A 20,200-nucleotide genomic window follows, 5' to 3' on the forward strand; every position below is an offset into this window, starting at 1 on the left:
GTGAAGAGCGATTCACATGCCGCTCTAAGGACGGGCACACAACGATCGAAGATCGTTTTGTTGCACTGTAGCCATGGAGAGAATCTCGGTTTTCGTACTGCGGCGCAAGGGCCTGGTCGCCCTGCTGGCCGTGCTGGGGTTCCTGGTGGGCATGGGCGCGACGCCGATCGCGATCCAACGGCTCTCCGAGGAATACTCACATCCTGGAATGCCCGCTTTCGATGCCAATCAGGAAATCGTCAAAATCTACGGAAATGGTGGCTATCAGCGGCCATTCGTCCCAGTTGTCGTGCTTCCCGAGGGAATGCGCGCCCAGGAGAGCAAGGAGATCCTCGGTCGCGCCTTCGCCGCCGTCTCCGCCAAACTTCCCAAGGCCCGCGTGGTCTCCTACGCGAGCACCGGCGACCCCCGGCTGATCGGCACCGACGGCCGGACCACGTTCGGCCTCGTCTTCCCCGGCACCTACTCCGACGGCAGCCCGCCGGGCGGCGGCCTCGGGGAGACACCCGACGAGAGCCCGATCATCACCGAGGCGATGACCCCGGCGCTGCCCCCGGGCACGACCGTCCACGTGACGGGCCTGGACACCCTCGCGCCGAGCGTGGACGCGGGCGGCGTGGACGTGCCCGCCAAGATCGGTATCGGCGTGATCGCCGCGGTGGCCGTCCTGCTGCTGGTGTTCCGCTCGGCGCTGGCGTTCGTGCCGCTCCTCATCTCGGTCCTGTCCATCTTCCTGTCGTTCGTCGTGATCCTGCTGCTGACGCTGGTGATGACCGTGCACGACGTGGCCCTCACCACGATGCCCCTGCTGGGCCTGGGCATCGCGGTCGACTACTCGCTGCTGCTGGTGGCCCGCTGGCGAGAGGAGCAGGCGGGCGGGCACCGCGGCGACGAGGCCGTGCACCGGGCCATGGCGGGCGCCGGGCGGGCGGTGCTGTTCAGCGGCGTGGCGGTCGCGGTCGGCCTGGTGACCATGGTGGTGCTGCCGGTGCCGTTCCTGCGCAGCCTCGGCATCGCCGGGATGATCATCGCGGCGGTGAGCGTGGCCACGACGCTGACCGTGCTGCCGGTGCTGCTCGCCCTGACCGGACGGCGGCTCGACCGCAGGCGCGCCCGCGAGGGCCGCGACGAGGCTCCCTTCCGGCGCGAGGCGCGGGCCGGGCGGGCCTGGTCGGCGTGGGCCCGCGGCGTGGTGAGGATGCGCCTGCTCGCCACCCTGCTCACCGGCGGGCTGCTGGTGGCGCTGACGGTGACCGCCCTGAACGTCAACCTCGGCCTGCCGGAGAGCGGAAACCTGCTGACCACCGGCCCCGGCCACGAGGGGCTGTCCGCGCTGCGCCAGGCGGGCGTCCCCGAGGGCTCGATCACCCCGTTCGACGTCCTGGTGACCGGCGACCCCGGCCAGGCCGCCGAGCGGCTGAAGGGCGTGAAGGGAGTATTCACGGTGCTCGCCCCCGACGACCCGTCCTGGCGCCGCGAGGGCACCGCCGTCATCACGGTGCTTCCGATCTCGGAGAACGGCACCGAGGCCGGCGAGGCGACCATCACCCGGGTGCGCGAGGCGGCGCCGGCCACCGCGCGCGTCGGCGGCAACGCGGCGCAGAGCATGGACTTCCAGGAGCGCGCCTACGGGGCGTTCCCCTGGATGCTCGGCCTGATCGCGCTGGTCACGTTCGTCATGCTGGCGCGGGCGTTCCGCTCGCTGCTGCTGCCGCTGAAGGCGATCGTCCTCAACCTGCTCTCGCTGGGCGCGGTGATCGGCGCGATGGTGCTGCTGTGGCAGTTCGGCTGGGGGACCAGGGAGCTGCTGGGCATCCAGCCGACCGGCTCGATCGGCGAGTTCGTGCCGCTCACCATCTTCGCCTTCCTGTACGGCCTGAGCATGGACTACGAGGTGTTCATCCTGGCCAGGATGCGAGAGGAGTACGACAGGTCGGGCAGCACGGAGCACGCGGTGGTCGAGGGCGTGGGGCGCACCGGGCGTCTGGTCACCTCGGCGGCGCTGATCCTGTTCATCTCCTTCGCGGCGCTGGCCATGACCCCCGAGCTGGACGTGAAGGTGTTCGCCAGCGGCCTGGCCCTGGGCATCTTCCTGGACGCCACTCTCGTCCGCGGCGTCCTGGTCCCGGCCGTGGTCGCGATGATGGGCCGTTGGAACTGGTGGCTGCCCGCCTGGGCCGCGCGGCTCCTGCGGGTGGAGCCCTCACCCCTGCGGAGGGAGAACCCCGAGCCCGTCCGCGTCCCGGAGCCGGTCTAGGCCCCGCCAGGCCACCGGCCTGGAGTCCACCGGACAACGTAACGGCCATCGCCCGCGAACGGCGATGGCCGTTCACCCCCATCCCCTCCCCGGCCACCGGCGGGACGACACCGGCGCGAAGAACGACCACCCGACAGCGGAACGGCCACCGCCCGCGAACGGCGATGGCCATTCACCCCTCTCCCCTCCCCGGCCACCGGCGCGAAGAACGAGGAACGGCCACCGCCCCGGGGAGGCGGTGGCCGTTCACGTGTTTCCTTCTTCCGGGCCGTCGGACGGCTTCCCCCGGACCGTCAGACGGCGGTCAGGACCGCCGCGGAGTTGAAGCCGCCGGAGCCTCGGGCCACGACCAGCGCGGACGAGAGCCCCTTCACCCTCCTGGGCTCGGTGACCAGGTCCATGCCCTCGGGGGCGACGGTGCCGACGGTCGGCGGGATCATCCCTTCGGTCAGGGTCAGGGCCGCCCAGGCGAGGTCGAGGGCCGCGCCGCCGGAGCACAGGCGGCCGGTCATCGTCTTGGGCACCGTCACCGGCACGCGGCGGTCCCCGAACACCTCCCGCAGCGCCGCCACCTCGAGGGAGTCCCTGACCACGTCTCCCGCCCCGTCGGCGAAGACCACACCGACGTCGTCCGGCCCGAGCCCGGCGCGGGCGATCGCCTCGCGCATGGCCCTGGCGTACTGGCGGTGGTCGGGGGCCGGGTCGCTCACGTGGTGGGCGTCGTGGGTGGAGGCGGTCCCGGCGATCTCGGCGTACACCGTCGGGGTGCCCCTGCCGAGGGCGCTGTGCCGGTCCTCCACGATGAGGATCACGCCCCCCTCGCCGGGAACGTGGCCGCCCGCGTCGGGGGCGAAGGGCCGGTAGGCGCGGGCGGGGTCGGTCGCGCGGCTCACCGCCGGCTCACCGGCCTGGCAGGCCAGCGCGTACGGCGACAGCGGCGCCTCGGTGCCCCCGGTCACGACGACCTCGGTCCCTGCGCGGATCAGCCGTGCCGCCTCGGCCAGCGCATCAATCGCCCCGGCCGCGTCCGCCACCAGCACCCCGCAGGCGCCCTTGAGCTGGTGCCTGATGGACAGCTGGCCGCTGCTCGCGGCGTAGAACCAGCCGATGGACTGGTAGGCGCTCACCGACCGGGGCCCCTCCCTCCACAGCGCCTGGATCTCCCGCTGGCCGAAGGCGTTCCCGCCCGAGGCGGCGGCGGTCACCACCGACAGGTCGAACGGGTCCTCCCTGGCGGGATCGAGGGCGGCGTCGGCCAGGGCGAGCTCGGTGGCGGCGACGGCGAACCAGGTCCACCGGTCGGTCTGCACCAGCAGCCTGCTGTCGACGAACTCGCGCTCGTCGAAGCCGGTGACCTCCCCCGCCAGACCGATCGGCGACCCGGTGGCGTCGAACGACGTCACCGGGCCGATCCGGCTTCGTCCGGACAGGGATCCCTCCCAGTGCCCGGCCACGCCGACACCCGTCGGGGCGATCACGCCGAGCCCGGTGATCACCGCTCTGCGGTCGCTCATCGGACCGCCCCCGGTTCGGAGAAGATCATCGCGGACTGGAACCCGCCGAAGCCACTGCCCGCGGAGAGGGCGTGGCCGGCGGTCACCTCGCGCGCGACCAGGGGCGTGTAGTCCAGGTCGCACTCGGGGTCGGGAGTGGTCAGGTTGGCCGTGGGCGGGACCACGCCCCGCTGCAGGACCAGGGCGCAGGCGGCCATCTCGATCGCGCCGATCGCGCCGAGCGAGTGGCCGATCACCGACTTGATCGAGCTGATCGGCACCCTGCGGGCGTGGTCGCCGAGGCTCCGCTTGTAGGCGGCCGTCTCGTGCCGGTCGTTCTGCTTGGTCCCCGACCCGTGGGCGCTGATATAGCCGATGTCCTCGGGATTGAGCGCGGCCTGGTCGAGCGCGTGGCCGATGGCCCTGCCGAGTTCCAGCCCGTCGGGCCGCAGCCCGGTCATGTGGAAGCCGTTGGCCCGCGCGGCGTAGCCGGTGACCTCGCAGTAGACGCGGGCGCCGCGTCGCCGGGCGTGCCCCAGTTCCTCCACCACCAGCACCGCCGCGCCCTCGCCCAGGACGAAGCCTTTGCGCCCGGCGTCGAAGGGCCGCGAGGCCGTCTCGGGCTCGGCGTTGCTCGGGCTGGTGGCACGGATGGCGTCGAAGCACGCCACGGTGATCGGGGAGATCGGCGCGTCCGACGCCCCGGCGAGCATCATGTCCGCCTCGCCGTCCTGGATGAGCCGGTACGCCCGGCCGATGGCGTCGATGCCGGAGGTGCAGCCGGTCGAGACGACGGCGGCCGGGCCGTTCAGGCCGAACCGGACCGCCAGCTCGGCCGCCGCGCTGGAGGGCACCAGCGACTGGTAGAGGAACGGCTTGAGGTGGCGGTGGTCCACCTCCCAGTCCGTACCCCGGTCGCTGGCGACCACGTACTCCTCCTCCAGGGTGATGGTGGCCCCGACCGCCGAGCCGAGGCTGACACCGGCCCGCTCGGGGTCGGCCGCGCCGAGGTCGAGGCCGGAGTCGGCCACGGCCTCGTCGGCGCAGGCGACGGCCAGCTGGACGAAGCGGTCCATGCGCCGGACCTCGCGCGGGGTGAGCCCGTGGCCGGCCGGGTCGAAGTCGACCTCGGCCGCGACCTGGGAGCGGAACGGGGACGGGTCGAAGGCGGTGACCCGGCGGACGGCCGGCTTGCCGTCCACGATCCGGTTCCAGAACTCCTCCCGGCCCACCCCGCCCGGGGCGATCACCCCGATGCCGGTGACGACGACCCGCCTCACGTTCCCACCTTCTCGGGATAGGGCTCGGTGTCCACGTGCCCGAGTTCGGGCCTCGGGGCGAGCGGGCTGAGCTGGAAGACCACGAGCACGTCGTCCTCGCCGACGTTGGTGAGGCGGTGCCTGACGTGGCGGGGGATCAGCAGCGCCTGCTCGGCGCCGACGGTGAGCGGCTCGCCGTCGAGGTCCACCCTGAGCGTCCCGGTCACGACGAACACGTACTCCTCCGAGTAGGGGTGGTAGTGCTCGGAGACGCCCTCCCCCGGCGCCAGGCGCACGGCCCCGCAGAATCCCGACGAGGAACCGCAGGTCACCGGGGAGACCAGGGTGCGCAGGTCGCCGCCGCGCCTGGTGTTGGACGGCACGTCGTGGAAGCCCACGACGCGGCGGCGGCGCCTCTCCACCTTCTCCTTGATCAGCGACATCTGGACCGCGGAGTTGGCGTTGATCCGGTCGGTCATCCCCTGGGTGTCGACCGGCGCCTCGGGCCTCATGTGGAAGTCCTGCACCCAGCGCATGCGGGTACGGTCGGGGCCGAGCTCCTCGTAAACCCAGGTGATGTTCATGAACTCGAACGGCCCGGTCTCGACCCGGCGGGCGCGGACCGTCCAGGTGTCGCGGTCCCAGGAGCGCTCCGACACCCAGGACCAGACGCGGTCCTGCTCGTCGGGGTGCATGGTGAGCCGGAAGGTCACCGAGTCGTCCGACTCGGTGAGGATCTCCACCTTGGCGTACTCGGAGAAGAGTTCCGGCCAGGCCCGGACGTCGTTCGTCTGAGCCCAGACGAATCCGATGGGCGCGTCGATCTCGATCGCGTTGTCGGTGTGTCCGATCATGATGTGCGTTCGCCTCCTCAGACGCCGGTCGCGGCCAGCCGCTCGGTCACGAGTTTCCTCATCAGGGACGGCGTGGCCTCCGCCGTCAGCTGTTCCTCCACGTCCACGCCGAACCGGTCCTGGATGCGGGTGGCGATCTCGACCCTGGCCAGCGAGTCGAGGTCCAGCTCGTCGAAACTGAGCTCCAGGGCGTCGTCCCCGGTCGCGGGGTCCAGGCCCACGGAGAGCAGCAGCTCGCGCACGTTCTCTTCGGTGAATGGCATCGTCATCGGTTCCTGTCGTCAGTGGGTGTCTCTCGGGAAGCGCGGATCGGGTGTCTCGGAAGGCGCCGGTCGGCGTCTCTCGGAAAGCGCGGGTCGGGTGTCTCAGGAAGCGCCGATCGGGTGTCTTGGGAAGCGCCGGTCCGTGTCTCGGGAAGCGCCGGTCGGGTGTCTCGGGAGGCGCGGGCCTGGTGTGCCGGGGCGTCAGCCATCGCCTCGCAGGGCGTCGACCAGCCAGATCCGGGCGGAGCCCATCGCCCTGGGGTCCGCCATCGCGGGGACGGGACGGCCCAGTTCCCGGGCCAGGTCCGCCTGGTGGGTCACGGTGGCACGCCAGCCGTACCCGGCCAGCCAGGCCACCGGGTCCTCCACCGCCGACCGCCAGGCGGCCCGGGTGGAGGCGAGCCTGCCCATGGCGGGCCGCATCTGCGGCAGCTCGGCGTACGCCTTGTTGACGTGCTCGACGGCGAGCCTGCTCCCGGGGAGCGACAGCTCGGAGACGCGGCCGAGGACGCGCCCCGCGTCGTCCGGCGTGAGATACATCAGCACGCCCTCGATCAGCCAGGCGATCGGCGCGTCCGGGTCGAGGCCCGCGGACAGCAGCGCCGACGGCCAGTCCTCGCGCAGGTCGGCGGGGACGACCGCGCGATCGCAGGCGGGCCGCACGCCCTGGTCGGCCAGCGCCTTCTCCTTGAAGGAGATCAGGTCCGGCAGGTCGACCTCGAACAGGCGGGTGCCCTCGGGCCAGCGCAGCCTGAAGGCGCGGGTGTCCAGGCCCGCGGCGAGCAGGACCACCTGCCGCAGGCCCGCCCCGGCGGCCTCGCGCAGCCGGTCGTCGAAAAAGCGGGTACGCAGGACGAAGTGCTCGGCGGCGCGACGGCCCGCCTCGCTGATTCCGGTGATCCGCCCGGCGGCGTCGGCGAGCGGGCCCGCGAGCGGGTCGTCGAAGAGCCGGTCGGGCCGCGCGCTCTCGGCCTCCCTGGCCTGGGTGATCACCACCGCGGTGCGGCTCACGCCCGTGGGCAGGCCGGGCTCCCCCGTGGGTCTGGTCACGCCTCTGGGTCTGATCACGCCTCGCTCCTGTCTCCCGCGAAGGCTCCGGCGCCGTCGGAACCTCTGGTTCCGGTGAAATCGACGGCCATGGTGAGCCGGTACGTCTGGCGATACACCAGCCGGTCGAACGTCAGGCGCATGAACGCGTCACGCGCCGCGCAGGCGATCGGGTGCCGCCAGCGGGTGAGCTCGCCGTTGGCCCGCGACCGCCGGACCATCCGGGTGGTGCGTCCCACCCTCCGGGCCTCGTAGGCGGCCAGGGCCGCCGGAACGTCGCCGCGGGCGAGCTCCTCGCCCAGCACGAGCGCGTCCTCGATCGCCTGCCCGGCCCCCTGGCCGAGGTTGAACGTCATCGGATGGGCCGCGTCCCCCAGCAGCGTCACCGGGCCGTGGCTCCAGCGCCGCAGCGGAGGGCGGTCGAAGATGTGCACCGGCGTGACGTCGTCCGCCCCGGTGGCCGCGATCAGGCCGGGAATCGGGTCGGGCCAGCCGTCGAACTCCGCGGCCAGCAGGCCGAGGGGGCTCTCGCCGAGCCGCGGGACGATCCGGTCGCCGAGCACCCCGTCCCAGTAGACGCGGTCGCCGGTGAGCCGGTAGCAGACGAACCACCGGCCCCGCCCCCACGTGCTGAGGAAGGTGTGCTCGGGCACCCCGGAGCCCGGCAGCCGGATGACCCCCTGGAAGGCGGTGAACCCGGCATAGCGGGGCGGCGGGTCGCCGGGGAGCAGCGCGGCGCGCACGGCCGAGCGGAGCCCGTCCGCGCCGACGAGCAGGTCCGCCCGCTCCTCGCGGCCATCGCCGAACCGGGCGACGACGCCGTCCCCGGTCGCGGTGAAGCCGGTGAACCGGGAGCCGGTCACGAGGTCGTCCCCCACCTGGTCGGCGAGGAGGGCGTGCAGCTCGGGCCGGCCGACGCTGTAGACGGGGGCGTCGAGGTGCCCGGCCATACGCGCCATCGACCACTCCGCGATCCTGCGGCCGCGCGCGTCCTGGAACAGGTGCCGGTGAAGCTCGTGACCGATCTTCTCGGCCCCGGGCTCCAGACCGAGCGCGCGCAGCGCCAGTACGGCGTTGTGCCAGAGCACCAGGCCGTGTCCCGCCCGCGCGGCACTCGGTTCGGGGGCGCGCTCGTACACGGTGACCTCGGCTCCCGCGGCCCGCAGCGCCAGCGCCGCGGTCAGCCCGCCGATGCCGCCCCCGACGACGGCCACCTTCACGAGGGCCCCCGCGCGACGACGGCGGCCACGACGGCTCCCGTCTCCTCCGAGGGTGGTACGGCCGTCTCCGTCTCCTCGCGGATCAGGAAGCGCAGGGAGCGGGCCTCGGTCATGCACTCGCGCATGGGAGCGACGAGGTCGCGGTGCTCCTCGGCCGCCTCCCAGGCGAGGAAGTCGGCCAGTTCCCGCCACTCGCTGGTGATCAGCCACTGCTCGGGGTCGGTGGCCGACTGGCAGACCTGGTCCCTCAGGTGCCCGGGGACGCCTCCGGCCACCAGGTGGCGGATCTTCTCGTAGGCCGCCAGGAAGTCCTCCCGCCGCTCGGCAGGCACCCTGATCAGGAAGACGATCCTGGCCCTCATCGGGGGCCTCCCACACCGGGCGGGGGTCCGCCGAGCTCGGAGGTGAACTCGAACCGGCCCAGCACCGGGACGCAGCTGCCGTACAGGCCGTCCGAGGCCTCGCAGGTGAGGAACCCCACGACCCTGGCGACCAGCTCGGGGGTGACGGTGTGGTCGAAGTTCGTCCCGGGACGTTCCCTGCGCTTGTCCGGTGTGTCCGCCATGGTCATGACGATCGTGTTGGCGTGGATGCCGCTCCGCTTCACCTCGTGCGCGATGGAACGGACCCAGGCGACCAGGGCCGCCTTCGCGGCGGTGTAGGCCGACAGCGCGGGCAGCGGCTCGCCGGCGAGCGGGGTGCTGAAGTAGACCAGCCGCGCGCCCTCGGACAGGTGCGGCAGGACCGCCTGGGTGGCGGTCACCGCCGACAGGAAGTTGTCGCGCAGCATCTGCTCGTAGGCCCCGATGTCCATCAGGAACAGCGGTCCCGCCCGGAAGCCGCCGACCAGGTGGACCAGCCCGTCGAGGCGGCCGAAACGCCTGACGGCCTCCTCGGCGGCGAGGCGGGCGCCCTCGGGATCGGAGACGTCCGTGGCCAGCGTCTCGATCCGCCCGGCGACGCCGTGCCGCCGGCGCAGCCCGTCGAGGCGGTCCTTGTCGCGGCCGGTGAGCAGCAGCCGGTCGCCCCGGCCGCCCATAAGCCCGATCACGGACCCGGCGAGCTGCCCGGTGGCTCCGGTGATCAGGAAGACGGGGGCGCTCATCGGACCCGCTCCGCCCGGACCGACTCCGCGACGCGGGTGGTCACGTGGTCCATCAGCGCCGACATGAAGAAGGCCCGCACGCCCCCGGGGTCGCTCATGTCGCGCGGGACCGCGAGGTAGGCGTCCAGCTCGCGTTCCAGTTTCTGGATGCTCGGCTGCCTGGACAGGTGCGCCATCACACTCGGCAGGTTGCCGTCGATCTCGATGAAACGGACGACCGTGGTGCCGTGCATGAAGATCGACGTACTGAGCAGACGCGTCCCGTCGGGGGTCTCCCCGTCGGGGGGAGCGTAGCCGGACAGCAGTTCCCGCACCGCCGCCTCCGTGCCGGGTTTGATCTGGAAGGTGATCGCGTAGCGTCGCATCGGGCTCCCTTGGCCGGGGGCGGCCGTCCGCCGCCTTCTGGGAACCAGACTGTTCGCGGGGGGTCCGGCTGTCTTCCACCACGCGACCGAACCCGCCGCTCCCCCCGCCGTGGGGTCGTCTCCGCCACGGGTGGGAGCCCCCGCCCCCTCACCGGGGAGTCCCCCGGGCCTCCGGCGGGGAACACGGGCGCGGAGTGTCGTTACGCCAAGCCCCCACCCCGCTCCGCCTTTTAATTTAAAACACCATTAAAACAATGTCACACGTCACGATTCGCACCGTTATACCCAGGTATTCAGCCACCACATAGAACGCGATTCGGTCGGCACACCTTAAGGATCTCCAAGGATTCTCTGTGAGAACCCATAGATCACTTGAATAAGACTCACACCGATGGTATCCGCCGACAGGAGGCTCATCGAATTACCCGGGACGCCACCCGAAGACCGTTTCCAAATACATGATCGACACTTCACATACCTGAAGAATAGAATCTTAATGAATTCTGTGACGAGCCATATGATTTGCTTGATATAGCCACCTTTTCTGACTACGCTCACCTTTCATGGGGGAACGACGGGGCAAAACAACCCAGAAATGTAAGCACCTCTCATGTTCACCGATTAGCCGATCTCAGCGGACCCCAACGGGGTGGGTCCGATGAGTGCCTTCTTCGGCTATCTCGTCTCCGAGCTGAGCTGGACCGACCTGTTGTGCTCCACGGTGGCCGCGATCCTGGCCATCGTGTCGTCCACGATCGATGTCCACCACCACGCCCGGACCACACCGGCCAGAAGCGAGACCAGCGCGATGCTTCGCGAGCGCCGCTGGATCGCCCGCAACCTGCACGACGGCGTGGGCCACGGCCTGACCGTCATCGCGCTCCAGGCCAGACGGCTGTCCGGCTCATCGGTGACGGGGCACCACGTGGCCCAGATCATCGAGGAGACCGCCCAGGCGACCCTGGAGGACCTTCGAGAAACCCTGACCGCTCTGCGGCACGAGCCGTCTCCTCCACGGGGACGGCTAGACCTCCCGCCGTGGGAGAAACCGCCACGCGGCCTCGCGTGGGAGGAACCGCCACGCGGTCCATCACGAAAGGAGCCACCACGCCGCCTCTCCTGGGAGGAACCTCCGCGCGGCGACGACGGGATCCCGCTGTCGACCAGGCTGACCGAGCTCGCCGCGCGCTTTCCCTTTCCCGACCTGGCATTACGGCTGCGCAACCTCGCCGACGAGCGTCATGTGCCACCCGAGGTCGCCAAGACCGCGTTCCGCGTCGCCCAGGAGGCCCTGACGAACGCGCTCAAGCACAACACCGGCCCGGTCCACCTCGACGTCTGCTTCGGTGACGAGCTGAGCGTCTCGGTGGTCAACGAGACACGCCCCGGTGTGATGGCCGTGGCCGTTCCCGCGCCCTTTCCCGGCAGGTGGCTGCCGGGCGGGCGGGGCGGCACGGGGCTGCCCGGCCTGTACGAGCGGGTCGCGGAGCAGGGGGGCCACCTGGAGTCGGGACCGCTGGCCGGGGGCGGGTTCGCCACCCGGGCCGTCATTCCCGTGACCTCCGCCATCTCCAGAGAGGACGAGCCATGCGCAAGATCCGTGTCCTGATCGCCGACGACCAGCCGCTGATCCGCAGCGGTCTGCATGCCATCTTCGACGGGGTGCCCGACATCGTGGTGGTCGGGGAGGCACGGCACGGGATACAGGCGGTGCAGTCGGTCAAGACACTCCGCCCGGACGTCGTGCTGATGGACATCAACATGCCGCGCATGGACGGCATCACCGCCACCAGGGAGATCTGCAAGCTGGGTGCCGCCTATCCCGCGAAGGTCGTCATCCTGACCATCTACGATCAGGACGAGCACGTCTTCGAGGCGCTGCGCAGCGGGGCCAGCGGCTTCATCCTCAAGCACACGCCCACCGAGCGGCTGGTGGACGCCGTGCGCGAGGTCGCCGAGGGCGACGCCCTGCTGTCGCCCTCGGTGACGCGGAAGCTCATCGACGAGTTCGCCAGGCGCCCCGTGCTCTCGGCCGCGCCGACCGCCGTGCTCGACCAGCTCACCGAGCGGGAGCGCGAGGTGTTCCGCCTGCTCGTGCGGGGCTACGGAAACGACGAGATCGCACGCGCGCTCGTGCTCGGCGACAGCACGATCAAGTCACACGTCCAGCACCTCTACCAGAAGCTCGGTGTTCGCGACCGGGTCCAGATAGTAATCTTCGCGTACGAGAACGGCCTGGTCGCGGCCACCCCCCGGGGCTGACACGGCTCCGGCGCGCGAAGGCGGCCGTCTCCCTCTCGGGAGGCGGCCGTCTCGCGTCCGGCTCCCCTCCGCGAGAAACGGCCGCCCGGCACGTCACGTCCCACCGCCTCGCGCCCGCCCATCCCGCGAAGCCCTCGGAAGGGCTCGGGGAAACGGGGTTCCTCCAAGAGCCCGGAAACGAGGCACGGCTCCCCTCGGGGAAGGAGACGGTCCCCTCCCCGGAGGAGTCCCGGATTCACGCCGGCGGCGGGCGACACCGGCCGGGCCCCGTTCCTACGGTGGGACGGACCCGATCGACCGGCCACCGAGGAGTGCCCGTGCCCGACCAGATCCTGATCGTCGCCCGCCTCACCCCCGGCGGTTCCGGCGAGGTCGCCCGCCTGTTCGGCGAGTCCGACGCCGGCGAGCTCCCCCGCGCGCTCGGGGTGACGCGCCGCGACCTGTTCCTCTACCGGGACCTCTACTTCCATCACGTCGAGTTCGAGGGCTCCGCCGCCGAGGCGATGGCCGCGGCCCGCGAACGCGAGGACTTCCTGCGACTGAGCCGGGAGCTCGAACCACACGTCAGGCCGTACGACCCGGACACCTGGCGAGGCCCCGCCGACGCGATGGCGCGGCGGTTCTACCACTGGACCCCCGAGGAGCGCGCCCTGTGACGATCTCTTCCGCCGCACCGGCCACCGCGACCGTCCCGTGGTCGCGCTGCCCCGGCTGCGCGTCCATCGTGTACGTCCCCCGGCTGGCCCGCACGCGGGGCGTCTGCCCCGAGTGCGGCCACCACCGCCGGCTGAACGCCCGTGAGCGGCTGCGCACGCTGGTGGACGACGGTTCCTTCCTCGCCGCCTCCCAGGTGCGCGGTGGCGACCCGCTGGGCTTCACCGACTCCCTGCCCTACGCCGAGCGCCTGACGCGGGCCCGCGAGCGCACCGGCCTGGACGACGCCGTCCTGCACGGCACCGCCACGGTCGGCGGCCACCGCGTGGTCGTCGCCGTCATGGACTTCTCCTTCCTCGGCGGCAGCATGGGCTCGGCGGTCGGCGAGGCCGTCACCCGCGCCTGCGAGCGGGCGCTGGGCGAGCGCGTGCCGCTGATCCTGGCCGTCGCCTCGGGCGGCGCCCGCATGCAGGAGGGCTGCCTGTCTCTGATGCAGATGGGCAAGACCGCCCAGGCGATGGGGCGCCTGCGGCGGGCGGGGATCCTCAGCGTCTGCGTGCTGACCGACCCCACCTTCGGCGGGGTGACCGCCTCCTTCGCCACCCTCGGGGACGTGCTGATCGCCGAACGCGGCGCGCTCGTCGGCTTCGCGGGGCCGCGCGTCATCGCCTCGGCCACCCGCGAGAAGCTCCCGGCGGGGTTCCAGAGCGCCGAGTACCTCGCCGGGCGCGGCATGCTCGACCGGGTCGAACCCCGCGACGGCCTGCGCCCCCTGCTCGCCCGGCTCCTGTCGACGACCGGCCGGGCCGGGCACGAAGCGGCCGGACACGCAGCGGCCGGGCACGAAGCAGCCGGAATCGGACGGACCGGGAGCGGGGGCGCTCAGGAGCCGCCGCTCCCCGCGGATCCCGCGGCGGTGATCCGCGATCCCGGCGAGTTGTCCGGCACGCCGTCCGCCCGGGAGACCCTGCGGCTGGCCCGCGACACCCGGCGTCCGACCGCCCTCGACTACATCTGGCACCTGTGCTCGGACTTCGTGGAGCTCCACGGGGACCGCACGCACGGCGACGACCCGGCGATCGTCGGCGGCACCGGCCTGCTCGACGGGACGCCCGTGATGATCATCGGTCACCAGAAGGGGCACGACACCGGGGAACTCGTCGCCAGGAACTTCGGTCTCGCCCATCCGGAGGGCTACCGCAAGGCATTGCGGCTGATGCGGCTGGCCGACCGGCTCGGCCTGCCGGTGGTGACCCTCGTCGACACCCAGGGCGCGGCTCCGGGCGTCGGGGCCGAGGACCGCGGGCAGTCCTGGGCGATCTCCGAGTGCCTCGCGGGCATGTCGGAGCTGTCCGTGCCGGTGGTCGCCACCGTCGTCGGCGAGGGCGGCAGCGGCGGAGCGCTGGCCCTGGCGGTGGCCAACCGGGTCCTGATGCTGCGCCACGCCGTCTACTCGGTGATCAGCCCGGAGAGCTGCTCGACCATCCTGTACGGCGATCCCTCGCACGCTCCCGAACTGGCCGCCTCCCTGCGGATCACCGCTCCCGAGCTGCTGCGGCTGGGCGTCGTCGACGGGATCGTGCCGGAGCCGCCGGGCGGCGCGCAGGAGGACCCGCGAGCGGCGATGGACGCGCTCAGGTCGGCCGTACTGGAATCGCTGCGCGAGCTGTCCGGGCTCGACGGCGACGAGTTGCGCAAGCACCGCTACGAGAGGTTCCGCGTGCTGGGAGTGATCGAGGATGAGTGAGCGCGCCGCCGGGAGGCAGGGCCCGGAGGAGGACGCGCACGCGGCGATGCGGCTGCTGCGCGAGGAGGTCGGCAACCTCGTCAAGACCGTTCCCGGGCCGGTGGCGGGCATCTCCCTTCGCCTGGGCGAGTGCGCCCTGGAAGTGACCTGGGCCTTCCCCCAGCCCTTCCCCCATTCCACCGGCCCGGTCCCGCAGCCCGCCTCCCAGGCCGCCGCACCGGTCCCGCCGTCCCTCGCCACGGCCGCGGAGCAGGCCGCGGCACCGCCAGGCCCGCCGGGGAGCGAGGGGGAGCCGCCCGCGTCGTACGCGGTGACCGCTCCCCTGGTGGGCACCTTCTACGTCGCCGCCGAACCGGGAGCCCCGCCCTTCGTACAGCCCGGCGACCGGGTGGACGCGGGGCAGACGATCGGCATCGTCGAGGCCATGAAGCTCATGAACCCGGTGACCGCCGGACACGCGGGCGAGGTCGTCGAGGTGGTCGCGGGGAACGGCGAGCCGGTGGAGTACGGGCAGGTCCTGGTGCGGCTACGGACGGACGACACATGAGCTTCAAAAGGATACTCATCGCCAACCGGGGCGAGATCGCGCTGCGCGTGGCCAGGACCTGCCGCGAGATGGGCATCGAGACCGTCGCCGTTCACTCCACGGCCGACCGGGACGCCCGGTTCGTGGCCTACGCCGACAGGGCCGTCCACATCGGCCCGGCCCCGGCGCGGCGCAGCTACCTCTCCGTGCCCGCCATCATCGAGGCGGCACTGCAGACCGGGGCGGAGGCGATCCACCCCGGCTACGGCTTCCTGTCGGAGGACGCCGACTTCGCGAGGATCTGCGCGGACAGCGGGATCACCTTCATCGGCCCCCGCCCGGAGGTCATGGAGTGCGTCGGCGACAAGGCGCGGGCACGCTCCCTGATGGCCGAGGCCGGGCTGCCCGTCCTGCCCGGCAGCGACGGTGCCGTGCCCTCGGCGGCCGAGGCCGAGCGGATCGGCTCCGAGATCGGCTATCCGGTCATCGTGAAGGCCGCCGCGGGCGGCGGCGGGCGGGGCATCGAGGTGGCGCGCGACCGGGCGGAGCTGCGCGACGTCTACCGGCGCACCACCGCGCTCGCCCGGCGGATGTTCGGCGACGGCGACGTCTACATCGAGCGGTTCGTGCCCGTGGCCCGCCACGTGGAGGTGCAGCTGCTGGGAGACTCCGCCGGGACCGTCGTGCACCTGGGAGAGCGCGACTGCTCCCTGCAGCGGCGCAACCAGAAACTCGTCGAGGAGGCGCCCTCCCCGGCCCTGCCCGAGGAGGTGCGCGGGCGGCTCGGCGAGTACGCCGTGGCCGGGGCGCGGCACGTCGGCTACACCGGCGCGGGGACGATGGAGTTCCTGGTCGGCCCGGCCGGGGAGGTGACGTTCATGGAGATCAACGCCCGCATCCAGGTCGAGCACCCGGTGACCGAGATGCTCACCGGTGTCGACCTGGTCAGGGAGCAGATCCGGGTGGCCGCGGGCGAGCGCCTGCCGTTCACCCAGGAACAGATCCGCCTCACCGGCGCGGCCATCGAGTGCCGGGTGAACGCCGAGGACCCCGGCGCGGGCTTCCGCCCCGCACCCGGCCGCCTGACGGTCTTCCGCCCGCCCGGCGGGCCCGGCGTGCGGGTCGACTCCGGATTCGCCCAGGGCGACACGATTCCGCCGGACTACGACTCGATGATCGCGAAACTGGTCGTCTGGGCGCCCACCCGGGAGGAGGCCGTCGCCAGGGCCGACCGCGCGCTCGCCGAGTTCGCCGTGGAGGGTCCGGGGGTGGCCACCACCATTCCGCTGCTGCGCGCCCTGCTCGCACAACCGCGGTTCGTCGCGGGTGAGCACAGTACCGGATTCGTGGACGCGTTCATGAGCGAACAGGGACACATACTCTGGTCTGCGTAAACTTTCCTGAATGCCAGGGTCGATCCTGGGTACTCGCCACCCCATGACCGATTCTCAGGGAGTCATCGGAGCCCGCTACCGCCTGCTCGAACGCATCGGCCGAGGAGGCATGGGGACGGTCTGGCGAGCGCGAGACGAGGTGCTGGGCCGCGAGGTGGCGATCAAGGAGGTCATCCCCTCCCCCGACCTCACCGGTCCCGAACGTGAGGTCTTCACGGTGCGGACCCTCAGGGAGGCCCGTGCCGCCGGGCGGATCGGCCACCCCGGGGTGGCGACGGTCTACGACGTGATCGAGGAGTACGGGCGTCCCTGGATCGTCATGCAGCTCGTCGACTCCCGCACACTCGGAGCGGTGACCAGGGAGGACGGGCCACTGCCGCCGATGCGGGTGGCGCAGATCGGGCTGGAGGTGCTGGGCGCGCTGCTCGCCGCCCACCACGCGGGCGTCCTGCACCGCGACGTGAAGCCGGACAACGTGCTGGTCGCCAGGGACGGGCGGGCCGTGCTCACCGACTTCGGCATCGCCGTCCTGGAGGGCGACTCGTCGATCACCAGGACCGGCTCGCTCATCGGCACCCCGGCGTTCATCGCGCCGGAGCGGGCGAGCGGCGGGCCGGCCGAGTTCGCCTCCGACCTGTGGTCGCTCGGTGTGACGCTGTACGTGGCGGTCGAGGGACGCTCCCCCTTCGAGCGGGCCCACCCGCTGGCGACGCTCAGCGCCGTCATGCACCAGGAGCCGTCGCCGATGCGGTTCGCCGGGCCGCTCGCCCCGGTGATCTCCGGTCTGCTCCGCAAGGATCCCGCGCGGCGCATGTCCGCCCGCGAGGTGCAGATCCAGCTGACCTCGCTGGTGAACGGGACCGCGCCGCAGCCGACCATGCCCATCGAGATGCCCATCGAGATGCCCGTCGAGACGCAGGCCGTGCCGTCGGCCGGGTCGACGACCGGGCCTTCCCCGGTGATCCCCGTGGTGGCCGCGGCGCCGGACGGCGCCCTCACCGCTCCGGCCGGGGCCATGCCACCCGTACCGCCCGGCCCCGAACCGGTCCCGGCCCTCGCCTCGCCGAGGCGGCGGCGCCCGGCGATGGCCGCCATGCTCGCGGCGGCCATCGCCATCGCCGCGACGGCGGGAGGGATGGCGTGGATCGCCGCCAACTCCTCGTCCCAGACCCCCAAGGAGCCACCGACCTCGGCGAGCGTGGCACCCGACGAGAAGAAGCCCTCGGACGAGCCCGAGCAGGCGAAGGTACCCGCGCGAGACGACCCCACCCGGAGCGGCGGGAACGGGACCTCCGGCCGCCCGGCCCCGGAGAGGTCGGGGAACGGCGACCCCGCCCCGCAGGACAGGCCGTCGGACAGGCCCTCGGGCAAACCGTCGGGGAAGCCCTCGGGCAAGCCGTCACCGCCCCCCGCGGACGAGCCCGAGGAGGACCCCGCCGACGAGGGACAGGACGGGGAGCAGGGCGGCGGGACCGACGACGGCTCGGGCCAGGACACGCCGGAGGAGGGGCAGCAGGGCGACTCACCCGACCAGGTCGACCCCAACGCCGGGACGGCCGCGCTCGACACGGACGCCGGCGACGAGGCGGGAAGGGCCGCGGCGACCGGCGGAGCGCGCTAGGACTCGTCTGCGACGATCACCAGGGCCTGGGCCAGGTCGTCGGGGTAGGCGGTACTGAAGGAGACCCACTCGCCGGTGGAGGGGTGCTCGAAGGCCAGGGAGACCGCGTGCAGCCACTGCCGGCTCACTCCCAGGCGCGCGGCCAGGGTGGGGTCGGCCCCGTACAGCATGTCGCCGACGCACGGGTGGCGCAGCGCCGACATGTGGACCCGGATCTGGTGGGTCCGGCCCGTCTCCAGCTTGATGTCCAGCAGCGACGCCGCGCGGAACGCCTCGATCGTGTCGTAGTGGGTGATCGAGTCCTTGCCCCCGGACACGACCGCCCAGCGGCCGTCCCCGACGGGGTGGCGGTCGATCGGCGCGTCCACGGTGCCCCGGTGCGGGTCGGGGTGGCCCTGGACCAGCGCGTGGTAGCGCTTGTCGACCGTACGCTCCTTGAAAGCCCGCTTCAGGTGGGAGTAGGCGTGCTCGCTCTTGGCGACGACCATCGCGCCGGTGGTGTTGGCGTCCAGGCGGTGCACGATGCCCTGGCGCTCGGCCGCGCCGCTGGTGGCCACCCGGTGGCCGGTGCCCAGCAGGCCGCCGATCACGGTGGGGCCGGTCCAGCCGGTGGTCGGGTGGGCGGCCACGCCGATGGGCTTGTTGACGACGACGATGTCGTCGTCCTCGTACACGATGTGCATGCCGGGCACGGGCTCGGCCACCGGCATCGGCGTGGTGGGCGGCGGCGGGAGGGTGACCTCCAGCCACGCGCCGCCGTGGACCCGGTCGGACTTGATCGCGGTCGAGCCGTCCACCAGCACGTCGCCGGCGACGATCAGATCGGCCGCGCGCGCACGGGAGAGGCCGAACAGGCGTGACAGGGCGGCGTCGAGGCGCTCGCCCTCCAACCCGTCGGGGACGGGGAGGCTTCGCCGGTCAGCCATCGCTGTTCTCCTTCGTGTCCTTCGTGTCCTTCGTGTCCTTCGTGTCCTTCGTGGTCTTCGCGGCTCCCGTGTCGCGCGTGCCGTCGATCTGGTAGCCCCGCCAGGCGAGGAGGACCGCCAGGACGCCCCCGCAGACGATCGCCGAGTCGGCGACGTTCCAGACCGGGAAGTGACCGGGGAAGGTCTCGATGAAGTCGACCACGTGCCCCTGGAACGGCGAGGGCCTGTCGGGGCCGAAGCCCGAGGGCCAGCGGAAGATCCGGTCGGTGAGGTTGCCGAGCGCCCCGCCGAGCAGCAGGCTCAGCGTGACCGCCCAGGGCAGGCTGCGCAGGTTGCGCGCGGTGCGCAGGATCGCCACCACGACGGCGGCCGCAACACAGGTGAAGATGATCGTCATCCCGGTGCCGAGACTGAACGCGGCCCCCGAGTTGAAGATTACCCGGAACTGGAGGAGGTCGGGGATGACCACGAGCGGTTCCCTGCCCTCCAGGGTCCTCAGCACGAGGGTCTTCGTGACGAGGTCGAGGGCGTAGACGATCGGGACGATCGTCGCGAGTACGGCGATCCGCCGCCCCGGGAGCGGGGCGGCCGGAACCGCCCCGTCCTCGGTGTCGCCGGTCAGCGGCGCTCCTCCCGCTGCTTGCAGGCCACGCACAGCGTCGCCCTCGGAAACGCCTGAAGGCGCTCCTTTCCGATCGGCTGATGGCACGATTCGCACACTCCGTAGGTCCCCGCGTCGATCCGGGCGATCGCTCGCTCGTTCTGCGCGACCAGGTCGCGCGAGTTCAGGGTAAGGGCGATTTCGCGCTCGCGTTCATACGTCCGGGCACCGGCGTCGGCCTGATCGTCTCCCGCCCCGTCGGTGACGTCGCTCGACGCGATCTCCGTCTCGGCCTTGGCGATCTCCTGGGTGAGCGTGTGGATCTCCGCGGCGAGTTGCCCCCGGACCTCCTTGAGCTCCTCGGCCGACCAGGTGACGACGGCGCCGTCCTGGGACGGCGCCACCGCGCTGTTGTCTGCGCGCACGGTCGCGGCCATGGCGGCCTCCTTGCTCGATGGACCGTCTCCAATGTGGTAAACGGTGCGGGCAGCTTAGGTCTCCCATAACAGAACGGCAAACGACCCGCCGCAATGTTTACCACTCCCGTAACATCCGGTCGCTTCCCCCTGATTCCACCCAGCGGACCTCAATACGGGGAAGCTTCCT

At 72.1% G+C, this 20,200-nt stretch carries 20 protein-coding genes; 8 read left to right on the top strand and 12 right to left on the bottom strand.

The features are described from left to right. Positions 1-73: 73 nt before the first annotated feature. A complete protein-coding gene (locus ACSDR0_RS05405; protein ID WP_435287614.1) occupies positions 74-2,257 on the top strand; it encodes an MMPL family transporter in 2,184 nt (727 codons plus the stop codon). Positions 2,258-2,550: 293 nt separating this feature from the next. On the opposite strand, the gene ACSDR0_RS05410 is transcribed toward ACSDR0_RS05405, so the two are convergent. The 9 genes from ACSDR0_RS05410 to ACSDR0_RS05450 form a co-directional block, all read right to left on the bottom strand. Next, positions 2,551-3,771, bottom strand: a complete 1,221-nt coding sequence (locus tag ACSDR0_RS05410; RefSeq protein ID WP_435287615.1) for a beta-ketoacyl synthase N-terminal-like domain-containing protein — start codon at positions 3,769-3,771, stop codon at positions 2,551-2,553. Continuing rightward, positions 3,768-5,030 (bottom strand): beta-ketoacyl-[acyl-carrier-protein] synthase family protein, encoded by a 1,263-nt coding sequence (locus tag ACSDR0_RS05415; RefSeq protein WP_435287616.1) that lies wholly within the window; start codon positions 5,028-5,030, stop codon positions 3,768-3,770. Before ACSDR0_RS05415 ends, ACSDR0_RS05410 begins: the two co-directional genes overlap by 4 nt. Continuing rightward, positions 5,027-5,863: a cupin domain-containing protein gene (locus ACSDR0_RS05420; protein WP_435287617.1), complete on the bottom strand. Its 837-nt coding sequence runs from the start codon at positions 5,861-5,863 to the stop codon at positions 5,027-5,029. Before ACSDR0_RS05420 ends, ACSDR0_RS05415 begins: the two co-directional genes overlap by 4 nt. Before the next feature lie 17 nt (positions 5,864-5,880). Then, entirely contained in the window at positions 5,881-6,126 is a 246-nt protein-coding gene (locus ACSDR0_RS05425) for a phosphopantetheine-binding protein (RefSeq protein ID WP_435287618.1), read from the bottom strand. A gap of 201 nt (positions 6,127-6,327) precedes the next feature. Then, on the bottom strand, positions 6,328-7,194 hold the full coding sequence (locus ACSDR0_RS05430) for an SAM-dependent methyltransferase (RefSeq protein WP_435287619.1): 867 nt from the start codon (positions 7,192-7,194) through the stop codon (positions 6,328-6,330). Beyond that, positions 7,191-8,393: an FAD-dependent oxidoreductase gene (locus ACSDR0_RS05435; protein WP_435287620.1), complete on the bottom strand. Its 1,203-nt coding sequence runs from the start codon at positions 8,391-8,393 to the stop codon at positions 7,191-7,193. The genes ACSDR0_RS05430 and ACSDR0_RS05435 overlap by 4 nt, the downstream gene beginning before the upstream one ends. Next, positions 8,390-8,755 (bottom strand): antibiotic biosynthesis monooxygenase family protein, encoded by a 366-nt coding sequence (locus ACSDR0_RS05440; protein WP_435287621.1) that lies wholly within the window; start codon positions 8,753-8,755, stop codon positions 8,390-8,392. Before ACSDR0_RS05440 ends, ACSDR0_RS05435 begins: the two co-directional genes overlap by 4 nt. Beyond that, the gene (locus ACSDR0_RS05445) at positions 8,752-9,498 is read right to left on the bottom strand and encodes an SDR family oxidoreductase (RefSeq protein WP_435287622.1); all 747 of its coding nucleotides are present in this window, start codon (positions 9,496-9,498) and stop codon (positions 8,752-8,754) included. The genes ACSDR0_RS05440 and ACSDR0_RS05445 overlap by 4 nt, the downstream gene beginning before the upstream one ends. Then, positions 9,495-9,863 (bottom strand): SchA/CurD-like domain-containing protein, encoded by a 369-nt coding sequence (locus ACSDR0_RS05450; RefSeq protein ID WP_435287623.1) that lies wholly within the window; start codon positions 9,861-9,863, stop codon positions 9,495-9,497. The genes ACSDR0_RS05445 and ACSDR0_RS05450 overlap by 4 nt, the downstream gene beginning before the upstream one ends. A gap of 658 nt (positions 9,864-10,521) precedes the next feature. On the opposite strand from ACSDR0_RS05450, the gene ACSDR0_RS05455 reads away from it, so the two are divergent. From ACSDR0_RS05455 to ACSDR0_RS05485, 7 genes are all read left to right on the top strand, one after another. Beyond that, positions 10,522-11,472: a sensor histidine kinase gene (locus ACSDR0_RS05455; protein ID WP_435287624.1), complete on the top strand. Its 951-nt coding sequence runs from the start codon at positions 10,522-10,524 to the stop codon at positions 11,470-11,472. After that, a complete protein-coding gene (locus ACSDR0_RS05460) occupies positions 11,451-12,125 on the top strand; it encodes a response regulator (RefSeq protein ID WP_435287625.1) in 675 nt (224 codons plus the stop codon). The genes ACSDR0_RS05455 and ACSDR0_RS05460 overlap by 22 nt, the downstream gene beginning before the upstream one ends. Before the next feature lie 317 nt (positions 12,126-12,442). After that, complete coding sequence (locus tag ACSDR0_RS05465; protein ID WP_435287626.1) at positions 12,443-12,781, top strand: TcmI family type II polyketide cyclase; 339 nt, start codon at positions 12,443-12,445, stop codon at positions 12,779-12,781. After that, complete coding sequence (locus ACSDR0_RS05470) at positions 12,778-14,526, top strand: acetyl-CoA carboxylase carboxyltransferase subunit alpha (protein WP_435287627.1); 1,749 nt, start codon at positions 12,778-12,780, stop codon at positions 14,524-14,526. Before ACSDR0_RS05465 ends, ACSDR0_RS05470 begins: the two co-directional genes overlap by 4 nt. Continuing rightward, positions 14,519-15,073 carry an acetyl-CoA carboxylase biotin carboxyl carrier protein gene (locus ACSDR0_RS05475; RefSeq protein ID WP_435287628.1) on the top strand — a complete coding sequence of 185 codons (555 nt, stop codon included), beginning with the start codon at positions 14,519-14,521 and terminating at the stop codon, positions 15,071-15,073. The genes ACSDR0_RS05470 and ACSDR0_RS05475 overlap by 8 nt, the downstream gene beginning before the upstream one ends. Further along, complete coding sequence (locus ACSDR0_RS05480) at positions 15,070-16,446, top strand: acetyl-CoA carboxylase biotin carboxylase subunit (protein ID WP_435287629.1); 1,377 nt, start codon at positions 15,070-15,072, stop codon at positions 16,444-16,446. Before ACSDR0_RS05475 ends, ACSDR0_RS05480 begins: the two co-directional genes overlap by 4 nt. A gap of 43 nt (positions 16,447-16,489) precedes the next feature. Then, on the top strand, positions 16,490-18,067 hold the full coding sequence (locus ACSDR0_RS05485; RefSeq protein ID WP_435287630.1) for a protein kinase domain-containing protein: 1,578 nt from the start codon (positions 16,490-16,492) through the stop codon (positions 18,065-18,067). Here the strand turns inward: ACSDR0_RS05485 and ACSDR0_RS05490 are convergent. From ACSDR0_RS05490 to ACSDR0_RS05500, 3 genes are read right to left on the bottom strand one after another with little or no spacing between them, the layout of a single operon-like run. Continuing rightward, positions 18,064-18,993 (bottom strand): RluA family pseudouridine synthase, encoded by a 930-nt coding sequence (locus ACSDR0_RS05490; RefSeq protein WP_435287631.1) that lies wholly within the window; start codon positions 18,991-18,993, stop codon positions 18,064-18,066. The two genes, ACSDR0_RS05485 and ACSDR0_RS05490, sit on opposite strands and share 4 nt — an antisense overlap. Further along, positions 18,986-19,648 carry a signal peptidase II gene (locus ACSDR0_RS05495; protein WP_435287632.1) on the bottom strand — a complete coding sequence of 221 codons (663 nt, stop codon included), beginning with the start codon at positions 19,646-19,648 and terminating at the stop codon, positions 18,986-18,988. The genes ACSDR0_RS05490 and ACSDR0_RS05495 overlap by 8 nt, the downstream gene beginning before the upstream one ends. After that, on the bottom strand, positions 19,612-20,031 hold the full coding sequence (locus ACSDR0_RS05500) for a TraR/DksA family transcriptional regulator (RefSeq protein ID WP_435287633.1): 420 nt from the start codon (positions 20,029-20,031) through the stop codon (positions 19,612-19,614). The genes ACSDR0_RS05495 and ACSDR0_RS05500 overlap by 37 nt, the downstream gene beginning before the upstream one ends. Positions 20,032-20,200 lie beyond the last annotated feature (169 nt).

Origin of the sequence: Streptosporangium sp. G11, assembly GCF_051192615.1 — a bacterium.
Lineage (GTDB): Bacteria > Actinomycetota > Actinomycetes > Streptosporangiales > Streptosporangiaceae > Streptosporangium.

What these genes read in the sequence shown, in the direction of transcription:
- ACSDR0_RS05405 (WP_435287614.1), top strand. Translation starts at nt 74, where the DNA reads ATGGAGAGAATCTCGGTTTTCGTACTGCGGCGCAAGGGCCTGGTCGCC.
- ACSDR0_RS05410 (WP_435287615.1), bottom strand. Translation starts at nt 3,771, where the DNA reads ATGAGCGACCGCAGAGCGGTGATCACCGGGCTCGGCGTGATCGCCCCG.
- ACSDR0_RS05420 (WP_435287617.1), bottom strand. Translation starts at nt 5,863, where the DNA reads ATGATCGGACACACCGACAACGCGATCGAGATCGACGCGCCCATCGGA.
- ACSDR0_RS05425 (WP_435287618.1), bottom strand. Translation starts at nt 6,126, where the DNA reads ATGCCATTCACCGAAGAGAACGTGCGCGAGCTGCTGCTCTCCGTGGGC.
- ACSDR0_RS05440 (WP_435287621.1), bottom strand. Translation starts at nt 8,755, where the DNA reads ATGAGGGCCAGGATCGTCTTCCTGATCAGGGTGCCTGCCGAGCGGCGG.
- ACSDR0_RS05445 (WP_435287622.1), bottom strand. Translation starts at nt 9,498, where the DNA reads ATGAGCGCCCCCGTCTTCCTGATCACCGGAGCCACCGGGCAGCTCGCC.
- ACSDR0_RS05450 (WP_435287623.1), bottom strand. Translation starts at nt 9,863, where the DNA reads ATGCGACGCTACGCGATCACCTTCCAGATCAAACCCGGCACGGAGGCG.
- ACSDR0_RS05455 (WP_435287624.1), top strand. Translation starts at nt 10,522, where the DNA reads ATGAGTGCCTTCTTCGGCTATCTCGTCTCCGAGCTGAGCTGGACCGAC.
- ACSDR0_RS05460 (WP_435287625.1), top strand. Translation starts at nt 11,451, where the DNA reads ATGCGCAAGATCCGTGTCCTGATCGCCGACGACCAGCCGCTGATCCGC.
- ACSDR0_RS05475 (WP_435287628.1), top strand. Translation starts at nt 14,519, where the DNA reads ATGAGTGAGCGCGCCGCCGGGAGGCAGGGCCCGGAGGAGGACGCGCAC.
- ACSDR0_RS05480 (WP_435287629.1), top strand. Translation starts at nt 15,070, where the DNA reads ATGAGCTTCAAAAGGATACTCATCGCCAACCGGGGCGAGATCGCGCTG.
- ACSDR0_RS05485 (WP_435287630.1), top strand. Translation starts at nt 16,490, where the DNA reads ATGACCGATTCTCAGGGAGTCATCGGAGCCCGCTACCGCCTGCTCGAA.
- ACSDR0_RS05490 (WP_435287631.1), bottom strand. Translation starts at nt 18,993, where the DNA reads ATGGCTGACCGGCGAAGCCTCCCCGTCCCCGACGGGTTGGAGGGCGAG.
- ACSDR0_RS05500 (WP_435287633.1), bottom strand. Translation starts at nt 20,031, where the DNA reads ATGGCCGCGACCGTGCGCGCAGACAACAGCGCGGTGGCGCCGTCCCAG.